Below are 16,921 nucleotides of genomic sequence, written 5' to 3'. Positions count from 1 at the left end.
AGTGTGCTAAATCACATATGAAAACATTGTTTAGAATTTTCAGTTAATGTAAGCATATCTATCTCTTTTTCAATATTTGGTTTAAGATGAAAAAAGCATCCGTTATTCGAAAGGGGAATCATTTGTTTTGCCACGTACTGTTGTTTCCACGATTCAGTGGTTTTTGTTTATTATCTGTACTAACATTGCCCCGCCACTCGCGATTGCCGCCTCATTTGAACTATCAAGTGCAGATACCCTCGCCTTCCTCTCTCGTTGTTTATTCGTTTTTGCGATTTTGAGTCTGGTTCAGGTTTTATTCGGTCATCGTCTGCCGATCATGGAAGGTCCTGCCGGTATTTGGTGGGGAGTATTCGCGCTTTATTCTTCCATCGGGATCACCTTGTACGGCAGTTACTCCAATACGTTACAGTCTCTTGGTTTTCTCCTGATCCTAAGCGGGATTATCTGTATCATCTTGACCCTGACCGGGGTACTTCGCCGCCTCGTTCCTTTGTTCACACCACAGGTCATCGGTGTTTATATGTTACTGTTATCGGCTCAATTATCCGGTTCGGTCATGAAAGGACTGCTGAATATTGAAGATGGAAAGATTCAGGTGCTTCCTGCCGTCATTTCTGTCTTAACTGTCATCATCTCACTCTACTTGGAACGCAGCGACCGGTTACGGCAGTATGCTTTATTGATTACCCTGCTCGTCGGTTGGAGTATGTTTGCTTTGATTGGGCGTGCCGAGATGCCGGCGTTTGACGGTCCATTCTTTACCTTCCCTGATTTGATGCCGTTCGGTGGCATTCAGCTCGATTGGAGTTTACTTCCGACAGCACTTATCATCTCGTTATTACTGATGACAAACGTCTTGGCGAACATCAAAGTCATTGAACGAATCATCAGCGCAAAACGTGGAGAGAAGGTCAAAGGACAAGTTGCGACTGCCGGTGTGACTGCCGGAATCGGACAAATCTTCGCAGGAATGTTCGGAACAGTCGGTCCTGTTGCGATTTCCGGGACAGCCGGTTTCATCGCCTCGACGGATAATACGGACCGGAAAGCCTTTGCGATCGCTAACGTTGTTTGTCTGTTCCTCAGCGTGGTCACGCCGTTCGTCGGACTGATTGCCAAGATCCCGGTCGCTGTCGGATACGCGATGGTCGCTCCGATCGTTGCCGGTATGGCCATCATCGGTGTGACGGAAGCTTCGCGGGAGTTGAACCGTCAGACCGCGATGATTACGGTCGGACTGCCGGTTCTCGTCGGAATCGGTGCCCTGCTCCTTCCGAAAGGCGCCACTTCCGATTTACCTCCGCTCGTCACGACATTGATGTCGAACGGTCTCGTACTCGGAACACTCGTCGCCCTGCTCGCAGAATCTTTACGCCATATTCGGACGAATGATTGAATTGCAAAAAAACCCTTAAATGTTATATTGAAACAGTTATAAATAAACATTTGAAGGTTTATGATGAAGAAATTCACAAAAATTTTAGGTGCAACTTTACTTTTATCAACTTCCCTTTCACTAATAAGCCCTAAAGATACCCAGGCCTTAAGTGGAAATGAAGGTACTTATTTCTATTATACTCCTGCAGCATCTCCTGTTTATAAATCAAAAAGTTATGGTGCATGGAAAGCAGAATCCAAGACAATGCACGGTCCACAAAAAATGAGTATATCCGAGAAAGTAAAAACTAGCTGGAGTGTTACTGGAGCAGGTGAAATTTCAAGGGGTTCTATTAAGGGGTCTTTAGAAGGGTTCTTCGGTAAAGATAAAACTATAACGGTGAAGTCTGAAGAATACATTCCAAAAGGTAAAAAAGGTACTTTTAAAACGCGTGTTGTGTACAAAAACTATACACAGAAATACAATCAATGGTTTACCACAGATGGTCATCGTAGCAAAACAGGCAAAACAAAAACAATTAAAATCAAGAAAAAATATAATGTAGAAGGTAAAATCAGTATTACGAAATAACAGTTTACACAGAAAACTTATAAAACAACTCCAGTATGAATATGGAGTTGTTTTTTTATCTATTTTGGAAGTAAACTATTCATCACGAAAAATAAAAAATACCTACTATGGCAGACAGTTTGATTGTTTCAACTGTCTGTCATAGTAGGCGTTATACAGCGCTACTTTTTTTATTTGTTCGATTGATTCTCATAATGAAAACAGACGGTTTTCCATACCTTATCAGTATAGGATCAACGGATTCCTTTCATAAGTACTTGGAGCTTTTTCGAAAAAACAAGCAGTAATAATCCGAAGAAAACGGCAACTAAGCCCGTGATACCAAAATACATGACTTCCGTATCACGATCATAAAACTTAACGATTTGGGCATTGACAGCCTGTCCAGTAGCATTTGTCATGAACCATAAACTCATGGTCTGTGCCGAAAATGCAGATGGAGCAAGTTTTGTCGTCGCAGATAAACCGACCGGAGAAAGAAGAAGTTCGCCGATCACGACTAGCAGAAAACTAAATACTAACCAAAGCGGACTGACCAATCCTTCAGTTCCGAACAATAGACCCGGAAGCATCATGACGATGAAGGATAAGCCGGCAAATACTAAACCAAACGAAAACTTTTGAAGTGTTGTCGGCTGACGATCGCCAAGCTTAATCCAAATACTTGCAAAAACCGGTGCCAGTGCAATAATAAACAGCGGATTGACGGATTGGAAAAGTGCCGGACTAAATTCATATCCGAGGAAACTTAACTCCGTACGTTGATCCGCAAATTTAGATAATACATATGTTCCCTGTTCTTGAATGGCCCAAAAAATAACAGCGGCCAAAAACAATGGAATGTATGCGTACAATCTTGATTTTTCATCAGAGGTAATTTTAGGACTACGCAACATGAAATAGAAATAAAAGATTGGAATGATGACTCCAAGAATAGTCACAACAAACGAAAACGTATTAATCGTCAACCAACCGATTGTTGAAGCAATCCAGCCAAGAACCACAATACCAACCAAGGCAAAAGAAGATACTTTATAAAAACGTACTCTTTCTTCTTTTGACATCGGATTTAATACATATTGACCTGCTTGGCCAAGATTTTTTTTCTTTGTCAATACAAAGACGACCAATCCTAAAAACATACCCACTGCTGCAACAGCAAACCCGGCGTGGAAACCTGCCTGCAGACGTACTCCGTCCACGATGATCGGAGATAAGAACGCCCCTGCATTGATTCCAGTATAAAAAATACTAAAACCGGCATCGCGTCGACTGTCCGTTTTGCTGTAAAGATCACCTACAATATTTGAAACGTTTGGCTTCAATAATCCTGTCCCAATTACGATCAAACCCATTGAGAAGAACAGTGCTGTAGCGCCTGCCGGTAAGGACAGAACGATATGCCCGGTCATAATCAATACACCACCGTAAAATACGGTACGCGACGTTCCGAGTAAACGGTCAGCTATCCATCCGCCGATGACGCCGGACATATAAACGAGCGATCCGTAGATCGCCATGATGGAAGACGCCATTTTCTCGTCTATTCCAAGACCACCATCTTTTACAGAGTAGTACATATAATAGATAAGGATGGCACGCATCCCGTAGTAGGAGAACCGCTCCCAAAATTCAGTAAAGAATAACGTGAACAGTCCTTTTGGATTTCCAAAGAATCCTTTTTGCGGAACAGTCTTGTAGACCTGATCGCGATCAAACTCTGCCATATGAACGGCTCCTTTCGTCTACCCTCGATCTGTGTACGTTGTCCAATCTTTTTCCCGCTTTCCCCAAGCGATAAGCATGAACAAACCAATTGAACGCAAATACACTGTTTTGCCTGAATTGTCTCACTTCTTTTTTTGTTTATGAGACAGCACTATATCATTCAACCGTAAATCATTTGATGAGTCAAATATTAATTTCCGTCCATAAAAAAAGAGTGACACGAAAAATCCGTTCACTCAGGTCTGCATCTCTTTTGATTCCACAATCGTCACGCCCGGCGGTTCATGCAAGGTATGATGAATCATTGCCTGTGCGACCTTTGCCGCTTCAATCGGTGCATACGGACTGCGCCGCAACAAGGGGCGTAATACGGTCGACACCCGGGCCGCCGCCTGTTCACCGAAGCGGAATTCGTCCCGATCTCCTAATAACAATGAAGGTCGGAAGATCAGCAAGGCATCATAGCCGAGCACACGTAATCCGTTTTCCGCATCGCCTTTGACACGGTTATAAAATGTTTTCGCATTCGGATGCGCACCAAGTGCTGAAATCAGGGCGAATCGAGTGGCTCCGAGATCAAGCAATTCCCGCCCTGCCTCGATCGGATACGTGTAATCCACGAGACGAAACGCTTCTTGCGATCCGGCCTGTTTAATCGTCGTCCCCAATGCACAGTAGACGTGGTCTACTTCCGGTAATTCGATTTCCGTTACATGATCAAAATCAATTACCCATTCTTCGAGTTTCTGATGAAATCGATTCATCGGACGACGTACGAGAACATGTACTTCCTGATACGCATCATGCGCCAGTAGTTGATCGACCAGCTCCTGCCCCACTAAGCCGGTCGCGCCTAAAATAGCTGCTTTCATCATCCATCCTCCTCTTGATTTTCACGTTGCCCGATCGGTAAGAAATAGGATCGATTTCCCGTGATCCGTTCACCTGCACGTACCCCGACAGCACTCGGTCGCCCGCCAAGCACAAACACGCCAAACATGTATGCGACTTCTGTTTCATCTTCCAATGACCACATCGGTAATTCCTGATACCGCTGATACACGGCCGACTGATTACTGAATGAACGTTGTTCGTTGCTGAACAGGACCGTTCCATCCCCTTGACGGACGGTCACGGTATCCCCTTCCCGTCCAAAAATCGGTTTTTCGACGAAAGCTTGATGCTGACGTAAAAAAGGCTCCGGACTCAAATAGGTCGGCAGGAAGTACTCCTCAATGACTTCATGATCGTGTCCGGTCAAATAAGGATGGTTCGTTTCATGCAGGAGCCAAATCAATGCCAGGACCGACTTCGCCTGCATCAGGAAAGCCGATGGTGGATTGATGATTTCAAGCAGCCCCATCTCGACGAGCTGAAGCAATAAACGCCCGAGCTCTGTTCCGTCTTCATCACGGTCGAGTAAAGCCATCTCGATCGGAAACGTCTGCCTGTAAAGAATATCGATTCGTCGTCCCTGCTGGTCATACAATCCATCTTCTGCTCGTATCTCAAGTTCGTCAAGAGGACAGTATGTAGCACCGGCAACAAATTGTTGCAGATACTCTGTCGTCCACCGGTCTTCGATGTTGTCTCCGTGTGAAGTAAACACGACATGCGGATTTTCGAGATGGATCCGGTGGCTTGCCGCCTTCACCGCACGATCAACGCTGTCCGCCAACTGTTTCGCCTGCCCGTCATTGAACGGTCCAAATCCCGCTTTTCGTGCAATCCGGTCGTTGACTTCAAAACATTCCTTGATGAACGTCGGCGTATCCGCATTCCATTCCATGACCGATATACGATTTCCTGTGACAATAAAATCAAAACGGCTGATGATCGATAAAGGGCGCATCGTCTGCAACCGTAAAAAGGACAGGGCAGCTTTCGGAAAACCGAGTTCAATCAATCCGTCGTCATCCATCGTCCAAAGAATCGGAATCACTTTCTCAAAGATGGTATAGGCTTCCCGTGCCGCCGTCCGCAAGGCTTCGATCGTTTCTTTCGGAACAGGCATCACTTCTGTTAAGGCATACTTTTCACCGTCGAGCACATCCCAAAAAGCTTCGATATCCCCGTAGAGTTCCTGCCGCGTCCTCATCCGCCGAAGAAGCCGGACGATGATCCCGTCCCAAATCCTTTTGTCTTGGCATTATAACTTTTAACGTCTTTTGACCGAGGTGTATACCCTTTCGTCCGCATTGCACTATGCATCAAGGCGCGTGAAGCAAAATAACTTCCTCCCCAGTAAAAGAACCCGGAGTGTGTCGAACTTGAATCATCACAATACCAGACACCTTCATCATTATCATATTCATAATCGTCACAATCCGGATCATCCGGACGCTCCGCTTTTGCATTATCCGATCCACAACCGCTGAGCGTCGTTCCGACCAATAATGTAGCTGCAAGTGTCGCCTGCTTCATCCAACTCACATCGCATACCCCTTTCATCACAATTTGTTATTCTAAGTATACGCTTTTTCCAGCAAAAAAGTTTCTAAGTCGTTCCGGAACTTTTTTCGTTAATGCCAGTAGAATAACGAAGAAGACTTGAGGAGGAATTCAAATGTCACTTGCCTATTATGTCGAAGATCAAAATGAATTTAAATCCATTTATCAATACAGCCGTTTCGCCATTGACCCGGAAGAAATCATTGCGCATCAACTCTGCGAATTCCATATCATCGAAGGGCACTTATACGAGTTGCGGTCCAATGAAATGGACGGGGAATATGACCAGTTGATTGTCGATCATGTCGAGGCTTCCCCCCGTGATCCGGCGGACCGTGTCTATCCGCCGCACCAGATTCATCTCGAGTTCCGGCGCTTCCAGGCAGGCGGTTCACATCCCGTCATCAAGACAGTGACAGTCCCGAATCATATTCAGGCCATGCGCTTTTTGGTCAAAGATAAACTGAGTGTACCGGATCACGGGGTCTTTGAGCGGGACAGCTGTGAAGTCGATTTAGACCGAAACTGTTACGTGATTTATTTAGGTGAAGAAATCATTTAATGAAAGAATTAAGTATAGTTCGTTTTCAAGACACGTTTTTTTTGGCATACTAGAGGATAAGAACGAATTAATCGAGGTGAACACACATGAGCGAACAACCAAAAAAATTGTCTCTTCAAGAAGCAATGATTGAACAATTAAAAGCAAAAAAACAATCACAGACAAAACGTCCGACCGGTTTGCGCGGAACAGAAACAAAACAAATGACAAGCCAAAAAACGAAAAAAACGAACAACCAGAAAAAACGGACAGGCGTCTAATTGAATTCGTGAAATAAGGGAGTAACTATGAGTATTTTAACGGTATCAAACTTAAGCCATGGTTTTGGCGATCGTGCGATTTTCGAAGATGTCTCGTTCCGTCTGTTAAAAGGGGAACACATCGGTCTCGTCGGAGCGAACGGCGAAGGAAAATCGACGTTCATGAACATCATTACTTCGCAGCTTGAACCAGACGAAGGAAAAGTCGAATGGGCAAAACACGTTCGGGTCGGCTATCTGGATCAGCACGCTGTTCTTTCCAAAGGACTCACGATTCGTGATGCCTTAAAGGGAGCATTCCAATATCTGTTCGACATCGAACAGGAAATCAATGATCTGTATACAAAAATGGGCGAAGTCGAACCAGACGAACTCGAAAAAATGTTAGAAGAAGTCGGTGTCTTGCAAGACATCTTGACGAACAATGATTTTTATACGATCGATGCGAAAGTCGAAGAAATTGCACGCGGTCTAGGTCTTGATGAGATCGGTCTCGATCGTGATGTCCAGGAACTCAGCGGCGGACAGCGGACAAAAATTCTGCTTGCCAAACTGTTGCTTGAAAAACCGGATATCCTTTTACTCGATGAGCCGACCAACTACCTGGATGTGCAACATATCGAATGGTTGAAACGTTACCTTAATGATTACGAAAATGCGTTCATCTTGATTTCACACGACATTCCATTCCTGAACAGTGTCATCAACTTGATCTACCATATGGAGAACCAAGGACTCAACCGTTACGTCGGTGATTACGACAACTTCCTGACTGTCCATGAGGCGAAGAAGAAGCAACATGAGTCAGCCTTTAAACGTCAACAGCAGGAAATTTCCGAGCTGAAAGATTTCGTCGCCCGCAATAAGGCCCGTGTCTCGACACGTAACATGGCGATGTCGCGTCAGAAGAAGCTTGATAAGATGGACGTCATCGAACTCGCGCAGGAACGTCCAAAACCTGAGTTTCATTTCCAGACAGCCCGGACACCAAGTAAGTTGATGTTCGAAGCAAAAGGACTTGTCATCGGATACGATGAGCCGCTTTCCCGTCCGCTTGATTTGATGATCGAGCGCGGTCAAAAAATCGCGTTGCACGGAGCGAACGGTATCGGGAAGTCGACTTTGCTGAAAAGTCTGCTCGGAGAGATTCCTTCGGTTTCCGGTACAGTCGAACGCGGGGAAAATCTTCACATCGGCTACTTCGAACAGGAAATTAAAGAAAAAAATTCGAATACGTGTATCGAAGAGATCTGGGGTACGTTTCCGTCTCTGACACAGCAACAGGTCCGGGCCATGCTCGCGAAATGCGGTCTGATGACGAAACACATCGAATCGAAAATCGAAGTGCTCAGCGGTGGGGAAAAGGCGAAAGTCCGCCTTTGTAAATTGATGAACACGGAATCTAATATTCTGGTTCTCGATGAGCCGACCAACCACTTGGACGTCGAAGCAAAAGAAGAACTCAAACGTGCGTTACAGGAATACAAGGGAACCGTTCTGTTGATTTCACATGAACCTGAATTTTATGAAGCCGTCGCAACGGATTTATGGAATTGTGAATCATGGACGACTAAAGTATTCTAAAGGCAAAAACGATTGGACGGAAGACGGAACCCGATTTTACATCGAGTCCTGCCTTCCGTCTTTTTTTGTGTTCTCATTTAATTCATAGACTTAATCATTGCCTTGTTCATCGATTTGTATCAAACTAAATGGCAGATGCAACTTTTTCTGAAGGAGTGGATGTCATGGAAACCATTACTAAAAAAGCCAACTTATCATTACTCGAACTCCCGAGCGGCGGGGAGGAATCGTTATTTTGCCGGCTTTATTCCCCGGCACTTGCCGCTCCCGCTCCACTCATCGTTCTGTTCCATGGATTCCCCGGGAAACAATTGAACATGGATTGGGCCGTTCAATTACAAAACCTTGGTTTTCATGTCCTCGTGACGTCTTACCGCGGAACGATCGGCAGTCCGGGTTCATTCCGTTTCCGGCATGTTCTTGAAGACGCGACCGCCGTCATGCAACATGTCGTTTCTCCTGAATTTACGCAGGCACATGATATCTCAGCCGATCAGATTTCAATCGTCGGTCACAGTATGGGCGGCTTTGCCGGACTCCACGCATTCATTGATGTTCCGGACATTGCCCATTACATTGGAATCTCTCCGTTTAACTTCGGTTTGATCGGTCAACTCGTACTCGACTACCCGGAACACGAAGAAGCGTTGCAGGGTGTGTTGAGCCGTGGTGCCACATTCCTGTCGCACACGGACGGTGCTACGTTACTCGATGAATTAAAACAGCATCATGCGAAATGGAATCTGTTATCACTGAAAGAACAACTCGGAACACGCTCAGCCCTGCTCGTCACGTCGGAGCGGGATGAAACATCCATCAAATCGCTTCACCATGACTTGCTGCAGGATGCGAGCGCCTTTGAACAAATCATCGTCGACAGTGACCACAACTATATCGACAATCGGGAAGAGGCCTTTGAGGCCTGGACGACCTGGTTAAGACAACGTTAAAAAAACAAGCATCCTCATTTCACGAATGAGGATGCTTGTTTTTTAGGTGCTGCCGTTTTCGGTCGGATTTGCATCCGGTACAAAATCAGTGTAAACAGTGTCAGTGTCGAACAGGCGTACCAAATGGTCGTAAAGAGCGTTCCGGTATCCGTCCCGATGAAAATGCCATGAAGCGTCATCAAAAGCCAGGCCGGAAGGACAAGCCAGTGCGTTAATTTCCATAATGTCTTTCCGAGCGTCTCTTTCAAGAAATCGGAAGTCACCAAAACAAATCCGAACAGGTAGAGGCTGATCGTTCCAAATGCATTCCAAAGCGGCTCATATGAGGCTGTTCCCGGAACCAGAATCTCCAGTAAGCTCAGAGGGGCATACGTATCGACAATGATCAATGTCGCATGAAGTACAATCGCCAGTAAGCCGGCCCAGCCACTGTACAGATGAATGTTGTGCAAACGAGCTTTTTGTTTTTTTAAGGCCGGGAACGAACCGAGTAAACCGGCTAATACCGATAATGTCAAAAAGAAATGTCCGGTCAGTCCGCTCAAACGAATCATCGTCCATGTTGAAAATAACCATTTCATCCAGTCCATATGGCTTGTCCTCCTTTCTCTTCCGCAACCATTTTTCCGGATGCATCCATCAACAACAGCCGCCCGTTCGGAAACCATTTGAACAGTTTGTCCTGTCGTTCGGCTTCTGTCATCTGAAAAGCCAGTTTCGTCATTACTTCTGCCTCATAGAGCTGTGGAGCGGATGCCGTGACTTGGACGAACCGGCTTTCAATCGGGCGCCCTGTCTTGCCGCTTAATAAATGGTGATTCGTTCTCTCGCCGACTTTCCAGGAACGATACAGCCGGCTTGAGGTCGCTACCGCCCCTTGCCGTAACCGGACTTCCGCAATTTCCGCTTCCGTTCCGGGATCCGTAATGGCAATTTTCCACGGCTCACCATCGGACCAGGCGATGACATCCCCGCCCGCTTCAATTAACCCGCGCGGCTGATTCTTACGTAAACGCTGGGCTGCCATCATCGCAGCCGCTCCTTTGCCGATTCCACCTAAGTCAATCGTTCCTCCCCCGACCCGGGTCACTTCGCATCCCTCCACTAAAAATGGACTGATTTCAGGCGGCAGATTCATTTCTGATTCAACCGCCCGGCGGAAGGGAAATGATCGGTCGTAACCGTTTGCGCGTTGCTGATCGAGTAAGAAGGGAGAAAAATAATGTTCAGTCTGTTCAAAATAACGGATTGCCCGTTGCAACAGTCGTGCAAGCGGTAACGATACTGTCAGCGTCTGACCAATCAGCAGTTGATTCAACTGACTGACTTCGCTGGATGAGTCGAATCGTGACCATTGCCGGTCCACATACTGAAAGAATTGCTCGATGTCCTGCCATTCCTTTTCTTCGATCCTTTGGTGCGTGACAAAACGAATGATGTTATGCATTGAATAGAGTTGCCGCTCCATTTCGTTTCACCCCCTATTTCGAATGACTGGACTGGCCGTCACTTCCGCCGCTCGGTTGATTAAATCCGGAAGAATCGTTGCTTTGCCAATTGCCGTCATCACCGTCATCCTCTTCGTTGTAATATCCGTTTTCATCATCCGACTCTCCCCATTCATCGTCATCACCGTTAGACGGTTGGCTCGGGATTGTCGTCTCGTTTGAATAAGAATCTCCCGTATTGACGGTATTCGCTGGCTGATCGTTTGTCGCAACGGTCAACTGACCAATCGCAAGCCCTAAAAATACACTGCTGCTCAGTCCCACAATCCATTTGGCGAACGGTTTCGGTTTCACATTTTTCCTCTCCTCTCGTTTCCTGTTATCTTTACTGTATCGATAAAAACTGACAACTAGCTGATGACAACTGTGGGATAATAAGAAAAAACAAACCGGGAGGAACAGGGATGCGGATTTTGATTGCAGAGGATGACAAGCGGCTTGCCAAAATGTTGCGGCTTCATTTGGAACGTGCCGGCTATCAGGTCGATGTTGCTCATGACGGACTCGAAGCCATCGAGCAATGCCAGACTTTTCGTTATGATTTATTGGTCCTCGATTGGATGATGCCGCATAAAAGCGGGATTGAAGTAGCGACTGAATTGCGCAAGGAACGCTTTGAAGGCGGGATTCTGATGTTGACGGCCCGTGATACGGAAATCGATTTGGTACACGGACTCGACAGCGGTGCCGATGATTATCTCGTGAAACCCTTTCAGGCAAACGAACTGTTAGCACGCTTACGCGCCTTGAGCCGGCGTCAGAAAAAGGCATTCGTCTCGACTGTTTCGTATCAAGAACTTGAACTTGATATCGCGACTCAGACGATTTCCTATGCCGGACAGTTACTTGAGCTGACACGTCGTGAATTTGAATTTCTATCCCTGTTGCTTCGCCGCCCGGAACAGGTCATGGGACGAGAGCTGATCATTGAAGTCGTCTGGGGAATCGGCGCAGATATCACCGATAATGCACTCGACGCACTCGTCCGGCTCGTCCGGAAAAAGCTCGATGCCTCCGGTGCACCGGCTTTGATTCAAACCGTCCGCGGATTCGGTTATCGGCTCGGAGGTCCTCATGCTTGAAACCATTCGAAAACGGCTGACGTTATTGTTCAGCGGAACGTTTTTACTGTTGTTGATTCTGATTTTAGTCGGCGTTTACTTCACAACAGCCCGGCTGCTCGATCAAACCGAGCTGAACCAATTAAAGTCGGTGTCCGACCGTGATCTGTTCGAACGGATCGAGCACGGCGAAGACCGGTTAATCCGCAATCCGATTTACTTTCAGATTATGAATCCGGACGGATCAGTCCGCTACACGTCGCTTCCTGACGACTTACCGGCGAAGACCCTTCAACGCTTTATGACCTCGGACGAAGAAACTCAAAAAATCGAATTCGACGACCGGCATTATCTGCTTTATCAACGGGATAATGATGAACAGGGAATAATTGTTTTGATGAAAGACATCTCTGCCACACAGGATACACTCCAGCGCCTGATTGCCATGTTAGCCGGTATCACGATTCTGTCGACCCTCGTCTTGATGGGTCTCAGTTATGTATTAGCCGGCCGTTCCGTCGTTCCGGTCCAACAAGCATTTGACCGGCAACGCCGGTTTACATCGGACGCTTCCCATGAATTGCGGACGCCGCTGACGATTTTATACAGCGGCATCGAGTTACTCGAGACCGAGCCGCTCAGTACGGAAGGAAAAACCATCTTATCGGATTTGAAGGCAGAGACAGCCTCGATGCAGTATTTAGTTTCTGATTTACTGTTATTGGCCCGTGAAGGTCAACCCGGTTCGATGAGCCCCGTCGATTTAAGTACGCTCGTCACACAGACTTCTGAACGGTTTAAACATACGTTGGTCGACCGGACATTGTCTTTATCTGTCGCGCCCAATCTGTTCGTCAAGGGGGACCCAAATCAGTTGATCCGTCTGTTGACGATCTTTTTAGAAAATGCTGCCGCTTACAGCGATGCTGATATCGAGGTACAACTGCAACAGACGTCAACGAATGTCCGATTGACCATTACCGACTCCGGAATCGGTATTCCACCCGAAAATCACGATAAGATATTTGAACGGTTTTTCCGCGGTGATCACTCCCGTCACGGCAACGGAACCGGGCTCGGGCTCGCCATCGCTAAATCCATTGCCGACGCCCATGATGCGACCATCTTCATTGAATCGGCACCGCAATCCGGAACACGCTTCACGATTCTTTTTCCAACTTCTTGATTCCCGTCAGCTAACTGTCAGATAACCCGGGTAGAGTAAAAGTATGTTCTTATTACTTATCAAGGAGGTTATCGTATGTTAGGTGGCGTACCAATTCATCCCCTGCTCGTTCACGCACCCATCGCTCTTTTACTATTCGCGACGATTTTATTACTGTTTAGTTTGAAATGGGTCCAGTTAAAATTATTTGTCCTCATCACGTTATTTGCCGGTCTCCTGTCCGGTGTCGCCGCTTACTTATCCGGTGACGGGGCAGAAGAATATGCAGAAACCAATCTCAGCAGCGCAACGCACGCAGCCATCTCGAATCATGAAAATTTCGCCTTGTTCAGCCTCGTTGCTTTTGGAATCACATTTGTTCTTCTGTTACTCGGTTATCGGTCCAACAAAAAAACAATGCTCATGCTGAGCCTGCTCGTTGCCATCGTCGGAAGCGGTTTACTCGCTTATACCGGTCATCTCGGCGGACAAATGGTCTACGCAAAATAAAAAATCCCCTTTTCTCCATAAAATTCATGGAGCGAAGGGGATTTTCGTTTACTTATTTGTGATGACCGCGGCCCGGACGACGGTTGCTCGAGCGGCGTGTATTGCCACGACCTTCCGCCGGTTTTTTCGTTCCTTTGCTTTGATCATGTTGTGCACGAATCATTTCATCCGACAGTTCGACGACAATCGGCGTGACTTCGACGCCGAGTTCCCGCTCCATATCGCGGAAGCTGCGGCCGTCACGCGGTGTGACGATTGAAATCGCTACGCCGTCGTTACCGGCACGGCCTGTCCGGCCGATCCGGTGAACGTAACTTTCGGCATCATCCGGTAAATCGTAGTTGAAGACGTGTGTAACACCCGTAACATCAAGCCCGCGTGACGCGACGTCCGTCGCAATCAGGAATGGTGTTTTTCCTTGATAGAACTTCGCCATCGCCTTTTCACGTTTCCCTTGCGTCAATCCGCCGTGCAATTCATCCGTCGGATATCCCTGCATCTGTAACTCTTCGTTCAGCTTACTGACACGGCGTTGTGTCCGGCAGAAGATGATGGCGGCATACGGACGCATCTCGTCAAGCATCGTCCGGAGTGTCGCTTGTTTCCGGCGGTCTGTCGTCTCGACGACAAACTGTTCAATCGCATCGACCGTTACTTTTTCAGCTTCGACTTGGACTTCGATTGGATCACGCAAATACGTTTTCGCGAGTTGCTCGACTTTCTCCGGCATCGTCGCCGACAACATGACGAACTGACGATCAACCGGTGCTGCTGCGATGATGTCTTCGATTTCCGGTAAAAATCCGATTTGCAGCATCTGATCCGCTTCGTCCAAGACAAGCGTCTTCAGTTCGCTCAAATCAAGAGTTCCCCGACCGACGTGATCTAAAATCCTTCCCGGTGTCCCGATGATGATTTGCGGCATCCGGCCGAGACGTTGAATTTGTTTGAAGACATCCTGCCCGCCGTATACAGCCAGTGCCCGGATATCTTCCATGTTCCGGATTAACTTGTGTGTTTCGTCGGCAATCTGACGCGCGAGTTCACGTGTCGGTGCGACGATCAACGCTTGGACCGTTTTGCTTTCTAAATCGATTTGTTCAAGAATCGGCAGGAGAAACGCAAGTGTCTTCCCTGTACCGGTTTGCGCTTTTCCTATTAAATCACGACCGGCGAGCAAATGCGGAATCGCCTGCTCCTGAATCGGCGTCGGTTGTTTAATGCCTTGTTTTTGTAATTTCTTGATCCATTGTTCTTGAATGTGTAGTGCTTCAAATGTTGACATAGTATCCTCCTAAAAATTATCCACAGAAAAAAGCTGTGGATAACCTGCTTCGAATCGACAAAAACAGTTATCCACAGCCGTGCTTTTTCTAGTATACACAATTTACGCGTTTGTTGCTTCCTGTTTTAACTTTCGATCGAGTACAAATGTCCCAAATGGAATGAACGAAGCAATAAAGGCGATCCCTGCTTTTACAAACGACCAACGATATTTAAATTTAACGACAGCAAGCCATAACGCATACATGACGAACAAGACACCATGCATAGCTCCGACGACGGAAACGGCTTCCGGAATGCCTGCCATATATTTTAACGGCATGGCAATCAACAGTAAGACTAAAAATGAAATACCTTCTAAAATCGCAATCAATCGAAATTGACCTAACGTAGTTCCTAACATCCCGTCACTCCTTTTTTCTGGTTCCTGCCTTTAGTATACGGGACGTCCGTCAGTCTGTGACCTGTGTCACAGGATTGTCAGATTTCAAGTGGACGCAGACGGGCTTCAATCTGTTCCCGTTGCGGTTCAAGAAATGGTGGTAACGCCAAGGTCTCTCCGAGCGTTTCGACTGATTCATCGGTTGCAAATCCCGGCGTATCCGTCGATAACTCGAACAAAATATGATTTGGTTCGCGGAAATAAAGTGCTTGGAAATAATGACGGTCGACTTTCCCTGAGTTTGGCAGACGATACTCGTTCAGCCGTTTTACCCATAAGTCATACTCTTCGCTGTTCGGAACACGGAAGGCCACATGATGAACACCGCCGCGACCGAGACGTTCCCGATCGAGATCCGGTCGCGCCTCGAGGTGCACTTCTGCCCCGATTCCGCCTTGCCCCGTCGAATAGACATCAATTTCCGCAAAGTCGCCGGCAAGGGACGGATAACTGCCGATTTTCTTAAAGCCGAGGACTTCCGTTAAGACGAGGGCTGTCGGTTCCGGATCATTAACTGTCAACGTCACGGCGCCTAAGCCGATGATCGCATGTTCAGCTGGAATCTCATCGTGTTTCCACGGGACGCCACCTGCGACACCTTGTTCCCCATCTTCTGCGACGAGAATCAGGCGGGTTCCTTCCTGATCACGAAACGCCAGCGTCTGACGTCCTGCCCGTTCAATAATCGCATCATGGTCAACGCCTTGTTGCGCCAAACGCTTTGCCCAAAACTGAAGGGACGCTGTCGTTTTGACGCGGAGTGATGTCGACGAGATACTCGATGCGCCGGGTACACCGGTTCCTAAATGCGGAATATCAAAAAAAGTCAAATCTGTTCCCGGATTTCCTTCTGCATCCCCGTAAAACAAATGATAAGACGTCGTATCATCCTGATTGACGGTTTTCTTGATCAGACGCATCCCAAGAACTTGTGTATAAAATTGATAGTTCCGTTCTGCCATTCCCGTTAAAATAGATACATGATGAATGCCGAGTAATTCCATGTTTGCCACGTCCTTTTCTGAATGAATAGTTGGTACCATTAGTATATCTCACATATATCTTGAATTCAAGATATTAACTCATTAAAAAAATCGCCCTTCCGAAAAAGGACGATTGAAAAGTTGAGATTAAAGTTTTACGACGTTAGCAGCTTGTGCTCCACGTGCGCCTTCAGTGATTTCGAATTCAACTTCTTGACCTTCGTCAAGTGATTTGAAACCTTCACCAGTGATTGCTGAGAAATGTACGAATACGTCTTCTCCGCCTTCAACTTCGATGAAACCGAAACCTTTTTCTGCGTTAAACCATTTTACTTTACCTGTGTTCATGGGAACAACCTCCAAAAATAAATTACTTAATACATATGCCTCGCATATGAAAGAAATTCATTATTGTCCCGAAATACATGGAGCGACGAAAAGATTGTTCGTGACGCAATGTG

General features: G+C 46.8%; 20 protein-coding genes. 9 read left to right on the top strand and 11 right to left on the bottom strand.

Features of this window, described 5'->3' with window-relative positions; genetic code table 11:
* Positions 1 to 127: 127 nt before the first annotated feature.
* Complete coding sequence (locus N7U64_RS10445; RefSeq protein ID WP_012371778.1) at positions 128 to 1,399, top strand: purine/pyrimidine permease; 1,272 nt, start codon at positions 128 to 130, stop codon at positions 1,397 to 1,399.
* Between the two features lie 63 nt (positions 1,400 to 1,462).
* Complete coding sequence (locus N7U64_RS10440; protein ID WP_012371779.1) at positions 1,463 to 1,972, top strand: hypothetical protein; 510 nt, start codon at positions 1,463 to 1,465, stop codon at positions 1,970 to 1,972.
* A 233-nt stretch (positions 1,973 to 2,205) separates the two neighbouring features.
* On the opposite strand, the gene N7U64_RS10435 is transcribed toward N7U64_RS10440, so the two are convergent.
* From N7U64_RS10435 to N7U64_RS10420, 4 genes are all read right to left on the bottom strand, one after another.
* Positions 2,206 to 3,699, bottom strand: coding sequence for a peptide MFS transporter (locus N7U64_RS10435; protein ID WP_318929749.1), 1,494 nt, complete (start codon positions 3,697 to 3,699; stop codon positions 2,206 to 2,208).
* 237 nt (positions 3,700 to 3,936) lie between these two features.
* On the bottom strand, positions 3,937 to 4,572 hold the full coding sequence (locus tag N7U64_RS10430; RefSeq protein ID WP_318929748.1) for an NAD(P)H-binding protein: 636 nt from the start codon (positions 4,570 to 4,572) through the stop codon (positions 3,937 to 3,939).
* Positions 4,572 to 5,798, bottom strand: coding sequence for a glutathionylspermidine synthase family protein (locus tag N7U64_RS10425; protein WP_318929747.1), 1,227 nt, complete (start codon positions 5,796 to 5,798; stop codon positions 4,572 to 4,574). The genes N7U64_RS10430 and N7U64_RS10425 overlap by 1 nt, the downstream gene beginning before the upstream one ends.
* A complete protein-coding gene (locus N7U64_RS10420) occupies positions 5,795 to 6,124 on the bottom strand; it encodes a hypothetical protein (protein WP_318929806.1) in 330 nt (109 codons plus the stop codon). The genes N7U64_RS10425 and N7U64_RS10420 overlap by 4 nt, the downstream gene beginning before the upstream one ends.
* A gap of 142 nt (positions 6,125 to 6,266) precedes the next feature.
* Here N7U64_RS10420 and N7U64_RS10415 point away from each other — a divergent pair, with 142 nt between their 5' ends.
* The 4 genes from N7U64_RS10415 to N7U64_RS10400 all read left to right on the top strand — a co-directional run bounded on the left by N7U64_RS10415 (position 6,267) and on the right by N7U64_RS10400 (position 9,507).
* Positions 6,267 to 6,713, top strand: a complete 447-nt coding sequence (locus N7U64_RS10415) for a hypothetical protein (protein WP_214767574.1) — start codon at positions 6,267 to 6,269, stop codon at positions 6,711 to 6,713.
* Between the two features lie 86 nt (positions 6,714 to 6,799).
* Positions 6,800 to 6,973 (top strand): hypothetical protein, encoded by a 174-nt coding sequence (locus N7U64_RS10410; protein WP_012371785.1) that lies wholly within the window; start codon positions 6,800 to 6,802, stop codon positions 6,971 to 6,973.
* A 27-nt stretch (positions 6,974 to 7,000) separates the two neighbouring features.
* Complete coding sequence (locus N7U64_RS10405; protein ID WP_012371786.1) at positions 7,001 to 8,557, top strand: ABC-F family ATP-binding cassette domain-containing protein; 1,557 nt, start codon at positions 7,001 to 7,003, stop codon at positions 8,555 to 8,557.
* Between the two features lie 164 nt (positions 8,558 to 8,721).
* Positions 8,722 to 9,507, top strand: a complete 786-nt coding sequence (locus N7U64_RS10400) for an alpha/beta hydrolase family protein (protein ID WP_318929746.1) — start codon at positions 8,722 to 8,724, stop codon at positions 9,505 to 9,507.
* Between the two features lie 14 nt (positions 9,508 to 9,521).
* Here the strand turns inward: N7U64_RS10400 and N7U64_RS10395 are convergent, their stop codons facing one another.
* Genes N7U64_RS10395 through N7U64_RS10385 form a run of 3 tightly spaced genes read right to left on the bottom strand, consistent with a single transcriptional unit; the run spans position 9,522 to position 11,309 of the window.
* Positions 9,522 to 10,097 (bottom strand): hypothetical protein, encoded by a 576-nt coding sequence (locus N7U64_RS10395; RefSeq protein WP_318091573.1) that lies wholly within the window; start codon positions 10,095 to 10,097, stop codon positions 9,522 to 9,524.
* Positions 10,085 to 10,975 (bottom strand): FAD:protein FMN transferase, encoded by an 891-nt coding sequence (locus tag N7U64_RS10390; protein WP_318929745.1) that lies wholly within the window; start codon positions 10,973 to 10,975, stop codon positions 10,085 to 10,087. The genes N7U64_RS10395 and N7U64_RS10390 overlap by 13 nt, the downstream gene beginning before the upstream one ends.
* Positions 10,976 to 10,988: 13 nt before the next feature.
* The gene (locus N7U64_RS10385; protein WP_318091575.1) at positions 10,989 to 11,309 is read right to left on the bottom strand and encodes a hypothetical protein; all 321 of its coding nucleotides are present in this window, start codon (positions 11,307 to 11,309) and stop codon (positions 10,989 to 10,991) included.
* Between the two features lie 110 nt (positions 11,310 to 11,419).
* Here N7U64_RS10385 and N7U64_RS10380 point away from each other — a divergent pair, with 110 nt between their 5' ends.
* The 3 genes from N7U64_RS10380 to N7U64_RS10370 all read left to right on the top strand — a co-directional run bounded on the left by N7U64_RS10380 (position 11,420) and on the right by N7U64_RS10370 (position 13,751).
* Positions 11,420 to 12,097, top strand: coding sequence for a response regulator transcription factor (locus N7U64_RS10380; protein ID WP_318929744.1), 678 nt, complete (start codon positions 11,420 to 11,422; stop codon positions 12,095 to 12,097).
* A complete protein-coding gene (locus N7U64_RS10375; protein ID WP_318929743.1) occupies positions 12,090 to 13,262 on the top strand; it encodes a HAMP domain-containing sensor histidine kinase in 1,173 nt (390 codons plus the stop codon). Before N7U64_RS10380 ends, N7U64_RS10375 begins: the two co-directional genes overlap by 8 nt.
* Positions 13,263 to 13,337: 75 nt before the next feature.
* A complete protein-coding gene (locus tag N7U64_RS10370) occupies positions 13,338 to 13,751 on the top strand; it encodes a DUF2231 domain-containing protein (protein ID WP_318929742.1) in 414 nt (137 codons plus the stop codon).
* 52 nt (positions 13,752 to 13,803) lie between these two features.
* On the opposite strand, the gene N7U64_RS10365 is transcribed toward N7U64_RS10370, so the two are convergent.
* From N7U64_RS10365 to N7U64_RS10350, 4 genes are all read right to left on the bottom strand, one after another.
* The gene (locus tag N7U64_RS10365; RefSeq protein WP_318929741.1) at positions 13,804 to 15,036 is read right to left on the bottom strand and encodes a DEAD/DEAH box helicase; all 1,233 of its coding nucleotides are present in this window, start codon (positions 15,034 to 15,036) and stop codon (positions 13,804 to 13,806) included.
* A 102-nt stretch (positions 15,037 to 15,138) separates the two neighbouring features.
* Positions 15,139 to 15,438: a DUF3817 domain-containing protein gene (locus N7U64_RS10360; RefSeq protein WP_012371795.1), complete on the bottom strand. Its 300-nt coding sequence runs from the start codon at positions 15,436 to 15,438 to the stop codon at positions 15,139 to 15,141.
* 77 nt (positions 15,439 to 15,515) lie between these two features.
* The gene (locus N7U64_RS10355) at positions 15,516 to 16,481 is read right to left on the bottom strand and encodes a ring-cleaving dioxygenase (protein ID WP_318929740.1); all 966 of its coding nucleotides are present in this window, start codon (positions 16,479 to 16,481) and stop codon (positions 15,516 to 15,518) included.
* A gap of 126 nt (positions 16,482 to 16,607) precedes the next feature.
* Positions 16,608 to 16,808 (bottom strand): cold-shock protein, encoded by a 201-nt coding sequence (locus tag N7U64_RS10350; protein WP_012371797.1) that lies wholly within the window; start codon positions 16,806 to 16,808, stop codon positions 16,608 to 16,610.
* Positions 16,809 to 16,921: the final 113 nt, after the last annotated feature.

Source organism: Exiguobacterium sp. K1 (assembly GCF_033721435.1).
Taxonomy (GTDB): Bacteria; Bacillota; Bacilli; order Exiguobacteriales; family Exiguobacteriaceae; genus Exiguobacterium_A; species Exiguobacterium_A artemiae.
This window is presented reverse-complemented; position numbering and strand designations above follow the sequence as displayed.

Bases quoted from the DNA above. Each gene is read 5' to 3' on its own strand.
- N7U64_RS10375 (WP_318929743.1), top strand. From the start codon at position 12,090: ATGCTTGAAACCATTCGAAAACGGCTGACGTTATTGTTCAGCGGAACG.
- N7U64_RS10425 (WP_318929747.1), bottom strand. From the start codon at position 5,798: ATGAGGACGCGGCAGGAACTCTACGGGGATATCGAAGCTTTTTGGGAT.
- N7U64_RS10405 (WP_012371786.1), top strand. From the start codon at position 7,001: ATGAGTATTTTAACGGTATCAAACTTAAGCCATGGTTTTGGCGATCGT.
- N7U64_RS10435 (WP_318929749.1), bottom strand. From the start codon at position 3,699: ATGGCAGAGTTTGATCGCGATCAGGTCTACAAGACTGTTCCGCAAAAA.
- N7U64_RS10370 (WP_318929742.1), top strand. From the start codon at position 13,338: ATGTTAGGTGGCGTACCAATTCATCCCCTGCTCGTTCACGCACCCATC.
- N7U64_RS10380 (WP_318929744.1), top strand. From the start codon at position 11,420: ATGCGGATTTTGATTGCAGAGGATGACAAGCGGCTTGCCAAAATGTTG.
- N7U64_RS10395 (WP_318091573.1), bottom strand. From the start codon at position 10,097: ATGGACTGGATGAAATGGTTATTTTCAACATGGACGATGATTCGTTTG.
- N7U64_RS10430 (WP_318929748.1), bottom strand. From the start codon at position 4,572: ATGAAAGCAGCTATTTTAGGCGCGACCGGCTTAGTGGGGCAGGAGCTG.
- N7U64_RS10420 (WP_318929806.1), bottom strand. From the start codon at position 6,124: ATGAAGCAGGCGACACTTGCAGCTACATTATTGGTCGGAACGACGCTC.
- N7U64_RS10350 (WP_012371797.1), bottom strand. From the start codon at position 16,808: ATGAACACAGGTAAAGTAAAATGGTTTAACGCAGAAAAAGGTTTCGGT.
- N7U64_RS10410 (WP_012371785.1), top strand. From the start codon at position 6,800: ATGAGCGAACAACCAAAAAAATTGTCTCTTCAAGAAGCAATGATTGAA.
- N7U64_RS10400 (WP_318929746.1), top strand. From the start codon at position 8,722: ATGGAAACCATTACTAAAAAAGCCAACTTATCATTACTCGAACTCCCG.
- N7U64_RS10440 (WP_012371779.1), top strand. From the start codon at position 1,463: ATGAAGAAATTCACAAAAATTTTAGGTGCAACTTTACTTTTATCAACT.
- N7U64_RS10365 (WP_318929741.1), bottom strand. From the start codon at position 15,036: ATGTCAACATTTGAAGCACTACACATTCAAGAACAATGGATCAAGAAA.
- N7U64_RS10415 (WP_214767574.1), top strand. From the start codon at position 6,267: ATGTCACTTGCCTATTATGTCGAAGATCAAAATGAATTTAAATCCATT.
- N7U64_RS10360 (WP_012371795.1), bottom strand. From the start codon at position 15,438: ATGTTAGGAACTACGTTAGGTCAATTTCGATTGATTGCGATTTTAGAA.
- N7U64_RS10355 (WP_318929740.1), bottom strand. From the start codon at position 16,481: ATGGAATTACTCGGCATTCATCATGTATCTATTTTAACGGGAATGGCA.
- N7U64_RS10390 (WP_318929745.1), bottom strand. From the start codon at position 10,975: ATGGAGCGGCAACTCTATTCAATGCATAACATCATTCGTTTTGTCACG.